The sequence below is a fragment of the Streptomyces sp. NBC_00273 genome, assembly GCF_036178145.1.
In the GTDB taxonomy this organism is placed as follows: domain Bacteria; phylum Actinomycetota; class Actinomycetes; order Streptomycetales; family Streptomycetaceae; genus Streptomyces.
The window spans coordinates 4,887,747-4,903,492 of the sequence record NZ_CP108067.1; the positions used below are offsets into that span (position 1 = coordinate 4,887,747).

The 15,746-nt window shown below is 71.5% G+C and carries 17 protein-coding genes; 11 read left to right on the plus strand and 6 right to left on the minus strand.

The genetic code is table 11. The features are described from left to right. The first annotated feature begins 39 nt into the window (after positions 1-39). Positions 40-582, plus strand: a complete 543-nt coding sequence (locus OG386_RS21250) for a GbsR/MarR family transcriptional regulator (protein ID WP_405790774.1) — start codon at positions 40-42, stop codon at positions 580-582. A gap of 200 nt (positions 583-782) precedes the next feature. Here the strand turns inward: OG386_RS21250 and OG386_RS21255 are convergent, their stop codons facing one another. Next, positions 783-1,022: a hypothetical protein gene (locus OG386_RS21255; protein WP_328789465.1), complete on the minus strand. Its 240-nt coding sequence runs from the start codon at positions 1,020-1,022 to the stop codon at positions 783-785. Between the two features lie 94 nt (positions 1,023-1,116). Here OG386_RS21255 and OG386_RS21260 point away from each other — a divergent pair, with 94 nt between their 5' ends. From OG386_RS21260 to OG386_RS21280, 5 genes are all read left to right on the plus strand, one after another. Next, positions 1,117-1,557 carry a hypothetical protein gene (locus OG386_RS21260; protein ID WP_328789466.1) on the plus strand — a complete coding sequence of 147 codons (441 nt, stop codon included), beginning with the start codon at positions 1,117-1,119 and terminating at the stop codon, positions 1,555-1,557. A gap of 163 nt (positions 1,558-1,720) precedes the next feature. Then, the gene (locus OG386_RS21265; protein ID WP_327384078.1) at positions 1,721-2,140 is read left to right on the plus strand and encodes a helix-turn-helix transcriptional regulator; all 420 of its coding nucleotides are present in this window, start codon (positions 1,721-1,723) and stop codon (positions 2,138-2,140) included. Positions 2,141-2,150: 10 nt separating this feature from the next. After that, positions 2,151-2,567, plus strand: a complete 417-nt coding sequence (locus tag OG386_RS21270; RefSeq protein ID WP_328789467.1) for a VOC family protein — start codon at positions 2,151-2,153, stop codon at positions 2,565-2,567. Between the two features lie 55 nt (positions 2,568-2,622). Continuing rightward, the gene (locus OG386_RS21275) at positions 2,623-5,016 is read left to right on the plus strand and encodes an excinuclease ABC subunit UvrA (RefSeq protein WP_328789468.1); all 2,394 of its coding nucleotides are present in this window, start codon (positions 2,623-2,625) and stop codon (positions 5,014-5,016) included. A gap of 111 nt (positions 5,017-5,127) precedes the next feature. Continuing rightward, positions 5,128-5,826 (plus strand): alpha/beta hydrolase, encoded by a 699-nt coding sequence (locus OG386_RS21280; RefSeq protein WP_328789469.1) that lies wholly within the window; start codon positions 5,128-5,130, stop codon positions 5,824-5,826. On the opposite strand, the gene OG386_RS21285 is transcribed toward OG386_RS21280, so the two are convergent. Both OG386_RS21285 and OG386_RS21290 read right to left on the minus strand, forming a co-directional pair. Continuing rightward, positions 5,789-6,370, minus strand: coding sequence for a hypothetical protein (locus OG386_RS21285; RefSeq protein WP_328789470.1), 582 nt, complete (start codon positions 6,368-6,370; stop codon positions 5,789-5,791). The genes OG386_RS21280 and OG386_RS21285 overlap by 38 nt on opposite strands. Then, the gene (locus OG386_RS21290) at positions 6,367-7,200 is read right to left on the minus strand and encodes a diacylglycerol kinase (protein WP_328793308.1); all 834 of its coding nucleotides are present in this window, start codon (positions 7,198-7,200) and stop codon (positions 6,367-6,369) included. The genes OG386_RS21285 and OG386_RS21290 overlap by 4 nt, the downstream gene beginning before the upstream one ends. A gap of 184 nt (positions 7,201-7,384) precedes the next feature. Here OG386_RS21290 and OG386_RS21295 point away from each other — a divergent pair, with 184 nt between their 5' ends. From OG386_RS21295 to OG386_RS21315, 5 genes are all read left to right on the plus strand, one after another. Beyond that, entirely contained in the window at positions 7,385-8,668 is a 1,284-nt protein-coding gene (locus OG386_RS21295; RefSeq protein ID WP_328789471.1) for an adenylosuccinate synthase, read from the plus strand. Between the two features lie 217 nt (positions 8,669-8,885). Further along, positions 8,886-9,389 (plus strand): carboxymuconolactone decarboxylase family protein, encoded by a 504-nt coding sequence (locus OG386_RS21300; RefSeq protein ID WP_328789472.1) that lies wholly within the window; start codon positions 8,886-8,888, stop codon positions 9,387-9,389. Positions 9,390-9,577: 188 nt separating this feature from the next. Next, positions 9,578-10,414, plus strand: coding sequence for a PP2C family protein-serine/threonine phosphatase (locus OG386_RS21305; protein ID WP_328789473.1), 837 nt, complete (start codon positions 9,578-9,580; stop codon positions 10,412-10,414). A gap of 44 nt (positions 10,415-10,458) precedes the next feature. Beyond that, positions 10,459-11,421 carry an MASE1 domain-containing protein gene (locus OG386_RS21310; RefSeq protein ID WP_328789474.1) on the plus strand — a complete coding sequence of 321 codons (963 nt, stop codon included), beginning with the start codon at positions 10,459-10,461 and terminating at the stop codon, positions 11,419-11,421. A gap of 64 nt (positions 11,422-11,485) precedes the next feature. Next, positions 11,486-12,439, plus strand: coding sequence for a hypothetical protein (locus OG386_RS21315; protein WP_328789475.1), 954 nt, complete (start codon positions 11,486-11,488; stop codon positions 12,437-12,439). Positions 12,440-12,471: 32 nt separating this feature from the next. Here OG386_RS21315 and OG386_RS21320 read toward each other — a convergent pair whose 3' ends face one another. The 3 genes from OG386_RS21320 to OG386_RS21330 form a co-directional block, all read right to left on the minus strand. Next, entirely contained in the window at positions 12,472-13,350 is an 879-nt protein-coding gene (locus tag OG386_RS21320) for an alpha/beta hydrolase (RefSeq protein ID WP_328789476.1), read from the minus strand. 171 nt (positions 13,351-13,521) lie between these two features. Then, a complete protein-coding gene (gene kynU, locus OG386_RS21325; RefSeq protein ID WP_328789477.1) occupies positions 13,522-14,769 on the minus strand; it encodes a kynureninase in 1,248 nt (415 codons plus the stop codon). Further along, the gene (locus OG386_RS21330) at positions 14,762-15,616 is read right to left on the minus strand and encodes a tryptophan 2,3-dioxygenase family protein (RefSeq protein WP_301368589.1); all 855 of its coding nucleotides are present in this window, start codon (positions 15,614-15,616) and stop codon (positions 14,762-14,764) included. The genes kynU and OG386_RS21330 overlap by 8 nt, the downstream gene beginning before the upstream one ends. Between the last annotated feature and the right edge of the window lie 130 nt (positions 15,617-15,746).

Below are 15,746 nucleotides of genomic sequence, written 5' to 3' on the forward strand. Positions count from 1 at the left end.
TCTCAGGAATCGCGTAAAGTCGGGAAGGTGGCAGATGACATGGTGAATGTGGACGCGGGGACCAATGCCGGGACCGGTGCCGGCACCGATGCCGGCACCGATGCCGGTGTCCGGGACGGCGACGCGGTCTCCCGCTTCGTCGAACGGTTCGCCGCGCAGCTGACCGAGGCCGGGATGCAGCGGATGGCCGCACGCGTCTTCGCCCAGCTGCTGGCCAGCGACGGCGGCGCGATGACCTCGGCGGAGCTGGGCGAGGCCCTACAGATCAGCCCGGCCGCGGTGTCGGGCGCCGTGTCCTACCTGACCCAGGTCAACATGGTCAGCCGCGAACGCGAACCGGGTTCGCGCCGCGACCGGTACGTCCTGCACAACGAACTCTGGTACGAGACCTTCACGCGCCGCGACCAGGTCCTGACCCTGTGGGAGAAGACCCTGCGCGAGGGCGCGGCCACCCTCGGCACGGACTCCCCCGCCGGGGCGCGCGTCGCGGAGACGGCGGCCTTCTTCGAGTTCATGCAGGGCGAAATGCTGGGTCTCATGGACCGCTGGCGGGCCCACAAGGCGACGATCGGCCTGGGCTGAGCGGACCCGAGCCGGCCCGAACGGCTCACACCTGGTCACGCCCCGACCCGGGATCCGAGCCGGTGAGAAATCGGCGATGCACGGAGCGCAAAGCCCTCGATCACCCCGGCCGAGGATGACTATGGTGATCCTCCGTCAGCCGCGCCGTCCGGAGGGGACATGGGGACAGACCCGACGCCAGGTGTGCCACCGAGACCTGCCTACGCTCCGACCGTACCCGCCGAACCTCCCCGCTCCGGACCGCCCCGCTGGGCTTGGTGGGTTGCCGGGATCGTCGTTCCCCTTGCGGGCATCGCGGCCAGCATCTTCGTCGCCACCACCAACAACTCGGCGCCTGCGGCCAAAGCCCCGCCGGCGCCGGCGCCGACCACGGGGAACAGTTCTCCGGGGAGCCAGGCGAACGGTCCCGCCCTCAGCACCTCGCCGCCGGCGTCCGGCATCGCCCCTCCCCCATCACTCTCACCATTACCTTCGAAGACGCCGCCCCCCGCGGCTGACCTGGCATCCCCTGCCGGGTACACGTTGAACCAGACGATGTTCGGCATCACTCCCGGCCAGTGCACCAACTTCGAGGAACAGCTGACCGACCTCGACACGGGCCAGAGCCGGATCGTCGTGCCGCAGAACGTCACCAGGCCGACAGAGGTCGAAGCGGGGGGCGCGGAGCTCCTGTACTGGAACGAAAGCTGCGACTACCGCCTCCGGGCGATGCCCCAGGCCACGGTCGGGATCCTGCGCAAGGGCACCCCCCGGTCTTTCGCCTCGTGCAAGGCCGCGGCCAACACCGGCCTGGGCCCCGTAAACATGACAAGGATCGCCGACCGGGAGGCTAGAGGGCTCGTCGTAGGCGCCTCCTTCTGCTCCGTCACCGACCGGGGGGCCATCGCCATGGCGGTGATCGAGCACATCGCAGGTAGTTACGGCGACGATCCGACGGTGACGGGCACCCTCTACGTGTGGTCGAAGACGCCCTGAAGGGTCGTGCAGAACACCCGGCGCGGGGCGATGCGCCCGCTGGCGCCGCTGCTCGGGACCTCTGCGGCCACGGCCTGCCGGTCCGCGCGCCGGCGCCGCGCAAGAGATCCGGAAGCACCGGTACCCGCAGACGGGAAACCTCCTGCGTGCCATGCTGGAACGCATGAACCTGGAGGACCTGGTACGGCTGCGCCGCGCCCGGGACATGATGGACCGCGCGTACGCGGAGCCGCTGGACGTCCAAGCACTCGCGAACGTCGCCCTCATGTCGCCGGGCCACTTCTCCCGCAGCTTCCGCACCGCCTTCGGGGAAACCCCGTACAGCTACCTCATGACCCGCCGCGTCGAGCGCGCGAAGGCGTTGCTGCGACGCGGCGACATGAGCGTGACGGACGTCTGCTTCGCCGTCGGATGTACCTCGCTGGGGTCCTTCAGCTCGCGCTTCACCGAGCTCGTCGGCGAGACCCCGAGCGCCTACCGGGCCCGCAGCCACGACGACGGCGCCGCGATCCCGGCGTGCGTCGCCAAGATCCTCACGCGACCGGTCAGGAACGGAGAAGCGAAATCCGCACCCTCCTCGTAGCGTCGACGGCATGGACATCAACCTCTCGCAGTGCTTCATCGCAGTCGACGACCACGACAAGGCGCTCGCCTTCTACCGCGACGTCCTCGGCCTGGAAGTCCGCAACGACGTCGGGTTCGAAGGGATGCGCTGGGTGACCGTCGGCTCCCCCACCCAGCCCGACGTGGAGATCGTCCTCGAACCGCCGCTCGCCGACCCGGGCGCCTCGGCGGCCGACCGGCAGGCCATGGCGGAGCTACTGGCCAAGGGCCTGCTGCGCGGCGTGATCTTCTCCACCGACGACGTCGACGCCACCTTCGAACACATCCGGGCCGCCGGCGGGGAGGTGCTGCAGGAGCCCGTCGACCAGCCGTACGGCGTCCGCGACTGCGCCTTCCGGGACCCGGCGGGCAACATGCTCCGCTTCAACCAGCCCCGTAATTCCTGACCGCCGACTGCCGCAGGAGTCCGCGCAGGCGGCCCGCCCGAGAGATGGAGACACGATGAGCAGGGCCACCGCGCCGGACCCCGAGCAGACGCCGCACGCTGCCGACAGCCACGGTCTGATCCGCGTGCACGGTGCGCGCGTGAACAACCTCAAGGACGTCAGCATCGAGATCCCCAAGCGCCGGCTGACGGTGTTCACCGGGGTCTCCGGTTCGGGCAAGAGCTCCCTGGTGTTCGACACGATCGCCGCCGAGTCCCAGCGGATGATCAACGAGACCTACAGCACCTTCGTGCAGGGCTTCATGCCCACGCTGGCCCGCCCCGAGGTCGACGTGCTCGACGGACTCACCACCGCGATCACCGTCGACCAGCAGCGCATGGGCGGCGACCCCCGCTCCACGGTCGGCACCGCCACCGACGCCAACGCGATGCTGCGCATCCTCTTCAGCCGACTCGGGAAGCCGCACATCGGCCCGCCCAGCGCCTACTCCTTCAACGTCGCCTCCGTCCGGGCGAGCGGCGGCATCACGGTCGAGCGCGGCGAAGCCAAGACCAGGACCGTGAAGGCGACCTTCTCCCGCACCGGCGGCATGTGCGTGCGCTGCGAGGGCCGCGGCTCTGTCTCCGACATCGACCTCACCCAGCTCTACGACGACTCCAAGTCGCTCGCCGAGGGCGCCTTCACCATCCCCGGCTGGAAGTCCGACAGCTTCTGGACCGTGCGGGTCTACGCCGAGTCGGGCTTCCTCGACCCGGACAAGCCGATCCGCAAGTACACCAAGAAGGAGATGCAGGACTTCCTCTACCGGGAGCCCACCAAGGTCAAGGTCGAGGGCGTCAACCTCACCTACGAGGGCCTCATCCCCAAGATCCAGAAGTCCTTCCTGTCCAAGGACAAGGAAGCGATGCAGCCGCACATCCGGGCCTTCGTGGAACGGGCGGTCACCTTCACCGTCTGTCCCGAGTGCGAGGGCAGCCGGCTCAGCGAGGGCGCCCGGTCCTCGAAGATCAAGAAGATCAGCATCGCCGACGCCTGCACCATGCAGATCAGCGACCTGGCCGAGTGGGTACGCGGCCTCGCCGAGCCCTCGGTGGCCCCGCTGCTCACCGCACTGCAGCTCACCCTCGACTCGTTCGTGGAGATCGGCCTCGGCTACCTCTCGCTCGACCGGGCCTCCGGCACCCTGTCGGGCGGCGAGGCGCAGCGCGTCAAGATGATCCGCCACCTCGGCTCCTCGCTCACCGACGTCACCTACGTCTTCGACGAGCCCACCATCGGCCTGCACCCGCACGACATCCAGCGCATGAACGACCTGCTCCTGCGGCTGCGCGACAAGGGCAACACCGTGCTCGTCGTGGAGCACAAGCCGGAGACCATCGCGATCGCCGACCACGTCGTCGACATCGGCCCCGGCGCGGGCACCGCGGGCGGCACCGTCTGCTACGAGGGCACCGTCGAGGGGCTGCGTTCCGGCGGCACCATCACCGGCCGCCACCTCGACGACCGGGCCAAGCTCAAACCGTCGGTGCGCAAGCCCACCGGCGCGCTGGAGATCCGCGGAGCCACGGCGAACAACCTGCGCGACGTCGACGTCGACATCCCGCTCGGGGTGCTCACGGTCGTCACCGGCGTCGCCGGTTCCGGCAAGAGCTCGCTGCTGCACAAGTCGCTCTCCCCCGACGCGGACGTGGTTTCCATCGACCAAGGCGCGATCCGCGGCTCGCGCCGCAGCAACCCGGCGACCTACACCGGGCTGCTCGACCCGATCCGCAAGGCGTTCGCCAAGGTCAACGGGGTGAAGCCGGCGCTGTTCAGCGCCAACTCCGAGGGCGCCTGCCCCACGTGCAACGGCGCCGGCGTCATCTACACCGACCTGGCGATGATGGCCGGTGTCTCGACCACCTGCGAGGACTGCGAGGGCAAGCGGTTCGAGGCGTCCGTGCTGGAGTACCACCTCGGCGGCCGTGACATCAGCGAGGTGCTCGCGATGTCGGTGACCGAGGCCGAGGAGTTCTTCGGCGCGGGCGAGGCGCACACGCCCGCCGCGCACCGCATCCTCACCCGGCTCGCCGACGTGGGGCTCGGCTACCTCAGCCTCGGCCAGCCGCTCACCACGCTGTCCGGCGGCGAGCGGCAACGGCTCAAGCTGGCCACCCACATGGCGGAGAAGGGCGGCGTCTACGTGCTCGACGAGCCGACCACCGGCCTGCACCTCGCCGACGTGGAGCAGCTGCTCGGACTGCTCGACCGGCTGGTCGACTCCGGGAAGTCGGTCATCGTCATCGAGCACCACCAGGCGGTCATGGCGCACGCCGACTGGATCATCGACCTCGGTCCCGGCGCCGGTCACGACGGCGGCCGGATCGTCTTCGAGGGCACCCCGGCCGACCTCGTGGAGGACCGCTCCACCCTCACGGGCGAGCACCTCGCGGCGTACGTCGGCGTCTGACCCGGCCCCTCCCCGGACCTGCGGCCACTGCGGTGGCAGGGGTCCGGGGAGCTGCCTAGCGTGGTCGGCGGACGTATGAGTACCGTCCCGACGACCGAAGGTGCGACCTCCATGACGGACAAGCCCGCCATCGTCCTGGTCCACGGGTTCTGGGGCGGCGCCGCCCACTGGGCCAAGGTCATCCCCGAGCTCCACCGGCGCGGGTTCGGCTCGCTGCACGCGGTGGAGAACCCGCTGACCTCGCTGGCCGACGACGCCGAGCGCACCCGCAAGATGGTCCGCCAGATCGACGGTCCGGTGCTGCTCGTGGGGCACTCGTACGGCGGCGCGGTCATCACCGAGGCCGGGGACCTGCCGAACGTGGCCGGGCTGGTGTACGTGGCGGCGTTCGCCCCGGATGCCGGGGAGAGCCCCGGGCAGATCAGCCAGGAGCTGCCGCCCGCGGCCTTCGAGAACATCGCGCCCGATTCGGAGGGCTACCTGTGGATCAAGCAGGACACGTTCCACGAGAGCTTCGCGCAGGACCTCTCGGCACAGGAGGCGCTGGTCATGGCCGTGACCCAGAAGGCTCCGCTCGGTTCGACCTTCGGTGACGACGTCACCGCACCGGCCTGGAAGACGAAGCCCACCTGGTACCAGGTGTCCACGGCGGACCGCATGATCCACCCGGACAACGAGCGGCGGATGGCCGCGCGGATGAAGCCGCGCAAGGTGATCGAGCTCGACGCGAGCCACGCGTCGCTCGCCTCGCAGCCCGCGGCGGTCACCGACCTCATCGAAGAGGCCGCACTCGCCCTGACCGCGCCCTGATCGGGAGCGCGGGCGCGCGGCGCGCGGGCCGGGCGCAGCCCAGAGCGCCGGAGTGCGGGGCCCACACGACACCGCCCGCGGCCGGGTCACCCGCGAGCCGCACGACCACCGTGGCCGGGGCGGTGGCGGTACGGGGCCACGGGCGCGGCGGCAGCACCCGCCGGCCCAGCAGGCCCAGGGTCAGCAGGTGCCGCCCGTCGGCGAGCGCCAGCACCGGCGGCCGCCATCCCGCCCGGACGACCACGGCCTCGTACGGGGTCCAGCGCACCGCAGGATCCCGCAGCAGGCGCCGGACCCGCCGGACGGCCAGCAGCTCCCGCGCCCCGAGCAGCACCGGACTCAGCACCACGCCCAGCGCGGCCACCGGTGCCGGCGGCCGGGCGATCACGGCCGCGACCACCACCGGCCAGCAGAACACCGGCAGCAGGCACAGCAGCAGCGCGTCGCGCCGCCAGTCGTCCAGCGCGTCGCGCGCGGCCGGTTCGAACCGCGCGGCCGGATCGAACCGTGCACCCGGATCGAACCGTGCACCCGGTGTGGTCACCGGGGCACGGTGAGCGTCCACGCCCCCGGACGCAGGGTCCAGGTACGGCGGCGGACCGGGCCGGTCAGCGCCGCGTCCGCGCGGTAGCGGAAGTCCGCGCCCGACACCGTCACCGTCTTCGCCCGGGCCGTGACCGTCGATTCGGCGGAACTTCCGCCACCCGTCCGGACCACGACCTCCGCCGCACCGCCGTCGTCGCGGGTGCGAACCGAGACGTCCTCCACGGGCCGGTCCACGTCCGCCAGCAGCACCCCGTCGGCCTCGACCCGCAGCCGGTGCCGGCTCGTGGCCGCGCCGCCGGCCGCCGCCACCGGCCGGACCAGCGTCCGCACCAGCGAGCGGTACGCGCTCCACACCGACGGCCCGGCGGGCCGTGGGACCCCGTGCACCGGCGGAATCCGCAGCCCGCCGAGCACCACCCCGTCACTGTCGTCGACCAGCAGGTCAAAGGCGCGCACCGAACCGTCGAGGACCGCCCGGGCCGCGGCGACGGCGGAAAGCGGCACGCCGAGGGACCTCGCCAGCCCCAGCGAACCCACCGGGCCCACGGGGACCAGAGCCAGGGGTCCCTCCCCCAGCCCGCGCTCCCGGTGCAGCAGCCCCACGGCGCGCACCAGGGCCCGGTCGTCACCGACGATCACCAGCCGTCGATGACCCCGGCGGGCGAGCGCCCGCGCAAATTCCTCCTGCGAATCCGGGAGGCAGATCTTCGCTGCCGCGCCCGCTGACAACACATCCTTCGCGATCCGCACGGACTCGCCGTCAAGACGGCGGGCGACCGGGTCGACGAGCACGAGCAGGCCGCCTACCGGCGCGCCCGCTTGGCTCATGGTGGGCTCTGGAGCCGACACCTCGGTCCTTCCTCGGGTAGCATCTTTGTGCAAGAGGCCCTTGCGCTATTGCGCCAGGGCCTTCGTCTATTCCGGGGTACCGGTCCGACGGCTCAGCCTGCGGTGTACATCGTCGTACGCCCCCTGACCTTGGACATGCCCCATCCGGAAGAGGTGTACGCCTGTGCCCGCTCTTGTGCTGCTCGGAGCTCAGTGGGGTGACGAGGGCAAGGGAAAGGCCACCGACCTGCTCGGTGGATCCGTTGACTATGTAGTGCGCTACCAGGGCGGCAACAATGCCGGCCACACGGTCGTCGTAGGCGACCAGAAGTACGCGCTGCACCTTCTCCCTTCCGGCATCCTCTCCCCCGGATGCACCCCGGTCATCGGTAACGGTGTCGTCGTCGACCCGGCTGTCCTGCTCTCCGAGCTGCGCGGCCTGAACGAGCGCGGCATCGACACCTCCAAGCTGCTCATCAGCGGCAACGCGCACCTGATCACGCCGTACAACGTCACCCTCGACAAGGTCGGCGAGCGTTTCCTCGGCAAGCGCAAGATCGGCACCACCGGTCGCGGCATCGGCCCGACGTACGCGGACAAGATCAACCGCGTCGGCATCCGCGTCCAGGACCTCTACGACGAGTCGATCCTCATCCAGAAGGTCGAAGCGGCGCTGGAGGGCAAGAACCAGCTCCTCGCGAAGCTCTACAACCGCCGCGCGATCGACGCCGCCCAGATCGTCGAGGAGATGCTCCAGTACGCGGAGCAGATCAAGCCGTACGTCGCCGACACCACCCTGATCCTCAACAACGCGCTGGACGAGAACAAGGTCGTGCTGTTCGAGGGCGGCCAGGGCACCCTGCTCGACGTCGACCACGGCACCTATCCCTTCGTCACCTCGTCCAACCCGACCGCCGGCGGCGCCTGCACCGGCACCGGCGTGGGCCCGACGAAGATCAGCCGAGTCATCGGCATCCTCAAGGCCTACACGACCCGAGTCGGCGCGGGCCCGTTCCCGACCGAGCTGTTCGACCAGGACGGCGAGGACCTGCGCCGCATCGGCGGCGAGCGCGGCGTGACCACCGGACGGGACCGCCGCTGCGGTTGGTTCGACGCGCCGATCGCACGTTACGCCACCCGTGTGAACGGCCTCACCGACTTCTTCCTCACCAAGCTGGACGTATTGACCGGCTGGGAGCAGATCCCGGTCTGCGTCGCGTACGAGATCGACGGCAAGCGCGTCGAGGAGCTGCCGTACTCGCAGACGGACTTCCACCACGCGAAGCCGATCTACGAATACCTCCCCGGCTGGTCCGAGGACATCACCAAGGCCAAGACCTTCGAGGACCTGCCGGCGAACGCCCAGGCCTACGTCAAGGCCCTGGAGGAGATGTCGGGCGCCCCGATCTCCGCGATCGGCGTCGGCCCCGGCCGTACCGAGACGATCGAGATCAACTCGTTCCTCTAGGAAACCCGGTCCCCCCGGAGGGGCGGCAGGCGCACCCCGCGCCCGCCGCCCCTCCGGCGTTCCCGGGCGGGCGCGGGAGGCCCGGAGAACACCACCCGGAACGCCGCCCGGGACGCCACCCGGACCCGCAGCGCGAAAAAGTGTGCCGCCCCCTGTCACATCCGTGCGCTCCCCTCCGTCAGTGCTGTGCAGACACCGACCGAAGGAGAGAGCGACCATGACGAACACGAACACCTCCCCCACCTCCGTCTCGCGGATGCCGAACCCGGCCGATTTCGTCCCCGAGCTGAACGACATCAGCGCCGCCCTCTTCCGCGCCACGGGCAACCGCTCGGTGCCGCGGACCACGATGAGCCTGGTCCACCTGCGCGCCGGGCAGATCGTCGGCAACACCTACCTGACCGTCCTGAACACCGGCTTCCTCCGCAAGGCCGGGGAGTCCGAGGAGCGCATCACGGCCGTCTCCTCCTGGCAGGACGCCCCCTACTTCACGGCCGCCGAGCGCGCCGCCCTCGCCCTGGTGGAGGCCACCCTCCAGCCCGCCCCGCACGGCCGCGAGCGGGTCACCGACGAGCTGTACGCCGAGGTCGCCTCGCACTACGACGAGAAGGCCCTCGCCACCCTCACCATCGCGATCGGCCAGATCAACTTCTTCATCGCCCTGGCCGTCATCGGCAAGCCGCAGCCGGTCGGCTCGCTGGCCGACGAGCAGTGGGGCTGAGGCTCCGTACGGGCCCCCCACCGGCCCCCGTAGGCGTTGCGGACGCTGCGGGCGCTGGGGGGCCGCTGGGGGCCGTGCCGGGCGGCCCCTGGTCTCGGGGGGCGGGTTCCGGGTGGGCGGAAATATGATGTGCACGGGCTTTTCGCGCAGCGGAAGCAGGGACGAATGGATGCACCTCGGAGCGTTCCGTGACTCCTCGCCGTGCCCCGCGGGCGGCCAGCGCCGACCTGCTCAGCACGCTCGGGCGGCTCGCCGACCAGGCCCGCCGCGGGGTGGAGCTGCAGCAGGCCCGGGTGGACCTGGCCGAGGCGCTGCAGAGCGAGATGCTGCCCGCCTCGCTGCCCGCACTGCCGGGCCTGCGGACCGCCGCCCGGTACGCACCCGCCCGGCACGGCCTGGACATCGGCGGCGACTGGTACGACGGCTTCCGGCTGCCCGAGGGCGCGCTCGCCTTCTGCATCGGTGACGTCCAGGGGCACGACGTGGAGGCGGCCGCCTTCATGGGGCAGGTACGGATCTGCCTGCGCGCCGTGGCCGCCGTCGTCGTCGATCCGGGCGAGGTGCTGAGCCGGGCCAACGAGGTGCTGCTCTCCATGGACCGCGACCTCTTCGCGACCTGCAGCCTGATCCGCTTCGATCCGGAGACGCAGGAGCTGGAAACCGCCCGGGCCGGCCACGTTCCGGCGGTCTGGGCCACCGTCGACGGCGCGTACGGCATCTCCGAGGACGACGGCGGCCCGCCGCTGAACCTGGTGCCCGGGGCGGGGTACGCGGTGACCCGGCGCCGACTGACGCAGGCGGGGTCGATCGTGCTGCTCACCGACGGCGTGGTCGAGGGTCCGAAGTTCCCGATCGAGGTGGGACTGGAGCAGGTGGCCAAGGTGGTGCGGGAGGCAGCGGGCACCGATCCGGGCGAGCTGGCCGCAGAGGTGATGAAGGTGGCCGACTCCACCGGCCACGCCGACGACGCCGCCGTGCTCGTACTCAGCCACGACGCCCGGCCCGATCCGGAAGAGCCGGGCTAGCGCGTGTCACGGCCCGCGGGGGCACCGGGCTGTTGTCTGATGCTGTGGTGCGCACCGAGGGATGGCGACGTCTGCCCGCAGCTCTGCTGCCGATCCTGGCCGTCGCCGTCGCCTACTACCTGGGCGGACTGATCGGGCTGTACCAGCGCGTGGTCGTCAACGACGCCGAGGTCACACCCCTGTGGCTGCCGACGGGCATCGCGGTGACCTCCCTGCTCTGGCTGGGCCTGCGGGCATGGCCGGGGATCGCGATCGGTACGTACCTCACCATCGAGCAGATCACCGATTTCGACTGGCCCGGCCTGATCATCGTCGCGGGGAACGTCCTCGCCCCCGTGTGCGCGTACCTGATGCTGCGCCGGGTGGGTTTCCGTACCGAGATGGACCGGCTGCGGGACGCCCTGGCGCTGGTCTTCCTGGGCGGTCTGCTGCCCATGCTGATCAGCGCGACGATCGGGACCTGGACGCTGGTGCTCACCGGGGACCTGCCGATGTCGCAGTTCTGGCCGGTCTGGTCGGCCTGGTGGGCCGGGGACGCGATGGGCGTGCTCGTGGTGACCCCGCTCCTGCTCGTCCTGCGCCGGCTCCTGACGGTCCGGCGGTCCCGGGATGGCTACCGTGCGGCCGAGGCGGCGGCCCTGGCGGTCGCCTCCGTCGCCATCACGCTCGTGGCCACGCGGAGCCCCCTCTCGCTGCTCTTCCTCGTCTTCCCGCTGATCATCTGGGCGGCCGTGCGCTTCCAGCTCGCCGGGAGCGCTCCGATCACCCTGCTGGTGTCGGTCCTGACGATCGCTGCGGCAACCGCCCACGACGGGCCGTTCGCCCATCACACCCTCTTCGAAATCATGATCAACCTCCAGGGCCTCAACGGCGCGGCGGCACTGACCGGGCTGCTGCTGTCGGCCCTGGTCACCGAGCAGAACAACGTCCGCCTGAAGATCGAGCAGGTCTGCGATGACCTGGCCGAACTGGTGGAACAGCTGACCCCGGGCAAACCGGATCGCTAGGCGGGCCCCCTGTCGGAGGCGGGGGTTAGGGTCGTGGCGCGCGACACGAACAAGGGGGGCGTCCATGCCGTCGGGGCATCCGCAGCAAAGCACCGCTCAGGTCCGGCCGGCCGGGCCCCGGCCGCTCGCACCGATCCCCTTCGACGTGGAGGCGGCCTTCCCGGAACTGACCGGCTCGGCCCGCGAGGTCACCCTGCTCTACCCCCGGGCGGGACGACCGGGCCCGGGTGACAGCTCCCTCGGCGGCCCGCTGCTGTGGCCGGCGGACGAGCCGTGGCCGATGTGCGCCGAACCGGACCACTACAAGCCGCTCAGCCCTCCGGTCGGACCCGAGCCGGTCGCGATGCTCCCGGTGGTCCAGCTGTACGCACGGGACGTGCCGGGCCTCGTCTTCCCCGCCGGAACCGACCTGTTGCAGATCCTGTGGTGCCCCCTGGTCCACGGGGCGGCCCCGTACGCGGCCGCCCCCCGGCTGCGCTGGCGCAGCGCGGCGACGACGGCCGCGGGTGCCGTCGTCGGGGAACCGCCCCGCCCGCACACCGTCGAGGAGGACTTCCTGCCCCGCCCGTGCACGGTGTCCCCCACACCGGCGGTGGAGTACCCGAACCGGGACATGCCCGAGGGGCTCGGCGATCTGCTCGACGAGCGGTTCGAGGCCCTTCGGGAGGAACGGGGCTACAGCTACTTCGAGGTGGCCACCACGGAGCAGAGCAAAGTCGGCGGCTACCCGGGGTGGACCCAGCAGCCGAACTGGCCCGACTGCGCGGGCTGCGGCACCCGGATGGAACACCTGCTCAGCGTCACCGCGACCGAACCGGGCGCGGGCCGTTGGCTTCCCCTGGACGACCGGGACCCCCGCCAGGAGGGGGCCGCGACCGCGTCGTGGCGGGCCGAGGCGGACCCGGCCGCCCTGGACGGGTTCGGGCACGACATGTGCCTGGGCGACTTGGGCGGCATGTACTTCTTCGTCTGTCGCAGCTGCCCGGACACCCCGTACGCCCACCGCTACGACTGCTGACCACCGGCCCGACCGGGGGGCAGCGCCGGGCGCTACCAGGCCAGCTGCGAGATCTCCTCGGCGACCACCGCGCACGCGTCCGCCGCCGGGTCGATCAGCGGGAAGTGACCGACCGCGTCCAGCAGGGTCAGCCCGACCATCTCCCCGGCCTTCGCGGCCGCCGCCACGTACGCCTCGGCCACCTGCTGCGGGACCACGATGTCGTCCCGGCCCTGGACCACCGCCGTGGCGATCCCCGTCGGCAGCAGCGCCGCCGGATCGGCGTACGGCAGCCGCTCGTCCCAGTGGTCGGCCCCGCCCAGCAGCTGCGCGCTCGCGCCGCCGCACACGTCCAGCTCCTCCGCCACGGCGAAGTCCGCGATCGGGGCCAGCGCCACCACGCCCCGCAGCATCGGCGGGGAGGGCAGCCGCCACGGGGAGCCGGCGGGGAGCACGTGCCGGGCCGCGGCCCACAGCGCGAGGTGGCCGCCGGCCGAGTGGCCGGTGACGACCGTGCGGCGGACATCGGCCTGCGGCAGCGCGTCGGCCGCCAGCCCCGGCAGGGCGTCCATCGCAGCGGCGACGTCGTCGAAGGTCTCCGGCCAGCGCCCGGCGACCGGCCCCTCGGCGTTCTGGTGCGGGACGGAACTGCCGCGCCGGTACTCGACGTTGGCGACGGCGAAACCCCGGCGGGCCAAGAAGTCCGCGAACGGCGTGACGTGCTGCCGGTCGTACGGTGCCCGCCACGCGCCCCCGTGCAGCAGCACCACGAGCGGGGCCGGTTCCTGGGTGTCGCCGCGCGGGGCGTAGAAGTCGACGACGTGGTCGGGGTGTTCCCCGTAGGCGGCGGTCGCGTCCGGCGCCACGGCCGGGTGGGCGAAGGCCGAGGCGGCCTCCGCGGCATCCCGTTCCACTGCGGCGGGGTCCGTCATCGGCTCAACCTCTCGGTAACGCGTGGGACAGCGGGGACAGATGTTCCGGTGTTCCGGCAGAGCGGGACCGTATCAGTCTGGAACGGGCGCTTCCGTGCGGGGCCCGGAATATGACCGGGCGGACGGGGCCGTAGCCCCGCCCGCCCGGTGATGTGACGTTTCGCTACCGAGTCACCCGAAAATGTGACCCAGTGTCCGCGCGGCACGCTCGGCGTCGGCGAAACCGACGTAGAGCGGGGTGAAGCCGAAGCGCAGGACGTCGGGTGCCCGGAAGTCACCGATGACGCCGCGGGAGATCAGCTCTCCCATGACCTCGCGGGCGTTCTCGGTCCGCAGTGAGATCTGGCTCCCGCGGCGGCCGTGCTCGGCCGGGGTGACCGACTCGACCCGGCCCTGCGGGACGTACGCCGCCACGCATTCGAGGAAGAAGTCGGTCAGGGCGAGGGACTTGGCCCGTACGTCTTCGACGGACACCCCGTCCCAGGCGTCGAGCGCCGACTCCAGGGCCAACATGGACAGGATGTCCGGCGTGCCGACGCGCCCGCGGGTCGCGCCCTGGGCCGGCTCGAAGGCCGGGGTCATCGCGAACGGATCCGCGTGGCCGTTCCAGCCCGGGAGCGGGGAGTCGAAGCCGGCCTGGTGGCGGGCGGCGATGTACAGGTACGCGGGCGCGCCGGGGCCGCCGTTGAGGTACTTGTACGTGCAGCCCACCGCGAGGTCGACGGCGTGTGCGTCGAGGCCGACGGGGAGGGCCCCGGCGGAGTGGCACAGGTCCCAGACCGTGACCGCCCCGACGGCGCGGGCCGCCGCGGTGAGGGCGGGGAGGTCGTGGAGCCGTCCGCTGCGGTAGTCGACGTGGTTGAGGAGCACCACGGCGGTGTCCCCGTCCATGGCCTCGGCCGCGTGCGAGGGGTCCACCGGGACGACGGTCAGGCCCGTCATCCGGGCCGCCGACTGCGCGATGTAGCCGTCGGTGGGGAAGGTGGCGGCGTCGACCAGCAACTTCGTCCGGCCGGGGGCCGCGAGCCGGGCGGCACCGACCAGCGCCTTGAAGAGGTTGACGCTGGTGGAGTCACCGACGACCACCTGGCCGGGGGCCGCGCCGATGAGCGGGGCGAGCTTGTCGCCGATCCGCTCGGGCGCGGTCCACCAGCCGCTCTCGTCCCAGGACCGGATGAGGAGCTCGCCCCACTGCCTGGCGACGACGTCGGCGGTGGTGTCCGCGACACCGGCCGGGAGGGCGCCGAGGGAGTTGCCGTCCAGGTAGACGACCCCGTCGGGAAGGGTGAAGCGCTCGCGGAGCTTGGCGAGCCCGTCGGCGGCGTCCAGCTCGGCCGCACGGCTGCGGAGGTCCGCCGAAACGTCCGCCGTAGGGTCAGCCGAGAGGTCCGCTGCTATGTCCGTGGAGTGGTCAGACATAGCTGCGGGCCGTCCAGAGCTCCGGGAAGACGTTCTTCGTCGCGCGCTTCTCCAGCCAGGTCACGCCGGCCGAGCCGCCCGTGCCCGTCTTCGCGCCCATCGCGCGGCGGGTGGCCACGAGGTGGTCGTTGCGCCAGCGCCAGACGAGCTCGGCGACATCCGTGAGGACCTCGCCGAGGCGGTGCAGGTCCACGGTCCCGTTGTCGTCCGGGGCGGCGTACAGGCCCGTCCAGACGGCCTCCACCTCGGCCGAGGGCTCGTAGCGCAACGACAGGTCGCGGTTCAGGACGGCGTCCGGGACCGGCAGGCCGCGGCGGGCGAGCAGGCGCAGCACCTCGTCGTAGAGGCTGGGCTCGTGCAGGGCCTTCTCCAGCTCCGCGTGGACGCGCGGGGCGCCCCGGTGCGGGACCAGCATGGAGGAGGACTTCTCGCCGAGCAGGAACTCCATCCGGCGGTACATCGCCGACTGGAAACCGGAACCTTCGCCGAGGGCGGCGCGGTAGGCGTTGAACTGTCCCGGGGTGAGCTGGGCGAGCGGGCGCCAGGAGGCGTTGAGGGCCTCAAGTTCGCGGAGGGAACGTTTCAGCGCATCCATCGCGACCGGGATGCGGTCCTCGCGCAGGGCCTTCGCGGCGGTTTCCCACTCGTGGACGATGACCGTGAACCACAGCTCCATGACCTGGGTCGTGACCAGGAAGACCATCTCGCCCGGGTCGTCCGAGCGGAGGTGCTGGAGGTGGGTGAGGACGTCCGCCTGGACGTAGTCCTCGTACGGGGTCGTGCCGTCGAAGTCGAGGTTCGGGGTTTCCGACCCGCCGACTCCGGAGGCATCAAGGGTTTTCGACATCGCTGTCTCCTCGACACGTGCTTCCGGGTAGCGGTCCGCCCCTTCCGTGAGGTGAGTGGAGCCCCGGTCCCCTGCCCGCATCATAGGACCCCCTCGCACCAACGCTCCAGCGGAGAGTGACACAGACCAC

Coding starts and splice junctions, on each gene's coding strand:
- OG386_RS21280 (WP_328789469.1), top strand. CDS start 5,128: ATGACGGACAAGCCCGCCATCGTCCTGGTCCACGGGTTCTGGGGCGGC.
- OG386_RS21260 (WP_328789466.1), top strand. CDS start 1,117: ATGTTCGGCATCACTCCCGGCCAGTGCACCAACTTCGAGGAACAGCTG.
- OG386_RS21255 (WP_328789465.1), bottom strand. CDS start 1,022: ATGCCGGACGCCGGCGGCGAGGTGCTGAGGGCGGGACCGTTCGCCTGG.
- OG386_RS21290 (WP_328793308.1), bottom strand. CDS start 7,200: ATGAGCCAAGCGGGCGCGCCGGTAGGCGGCCTGCTCGTGCTCGTCGAC.
- OG386_RS21330 (WP_301368589.1), bottom strand. CDS start 15,616: ATGTCGAAAACCCTTGATGCCTCCGGAGTCGGCGGGTCGGAAACCCCG.
- OG386_RS21275 (WP_328789468.1), top strand. CDS start 2,623: ATGAGCAGGGCCACCGCGCCGGACCCCGAGCAGACGCCGCACGCTGCC.
- OG386_RS21320 (WP_328789476.1), bottom strand. CDS start 13,350: ATGACGGACCCCGCCGCAGTGGAACGGGATGCCGCGGAGGCCGCCTCG.
- OG386_RS21315 (WP_328789475.1), top strand. CDS start 11,486: ATGCCGTCGGGGCATCCGCAGCAAAGCACCGCTCAGGTCCGGCCGGCC.
- OG386_RS21250 (WP_405790774.1), top strand. CDS start 40: ATGGTGAATGTGGACGCGGGGACCAATGCCGGGACCGGTGCCGGCACC.
- OG386_RS21270 (WP_328789467.1), top strand. CDS start 2,151: ATGGACATCAACCTCTCGCAGTGCTTCATCGCAGTCGACGACCACGAC.
- OG386_RS21265 (WP_327384078.1), top strand. CDS start 1,721: ATGAACCTGGAGGACCTGGTACGGCTGCGCCGCGCCCGGGACATGATG.
- kynU (WP_328789477.1), bottom strand. CDS start 14,769: ATGTCTGACCACTCCACGGACATAGCAGCGGACCTCTCGGCTGACCCT.
- OG386_RS21300 (WP_328789472.1), top strand. CDS start 8,886: ATGACGAACACGAACACCTCCCCCACCTCCGTCTCGCGGATGCCGAAC.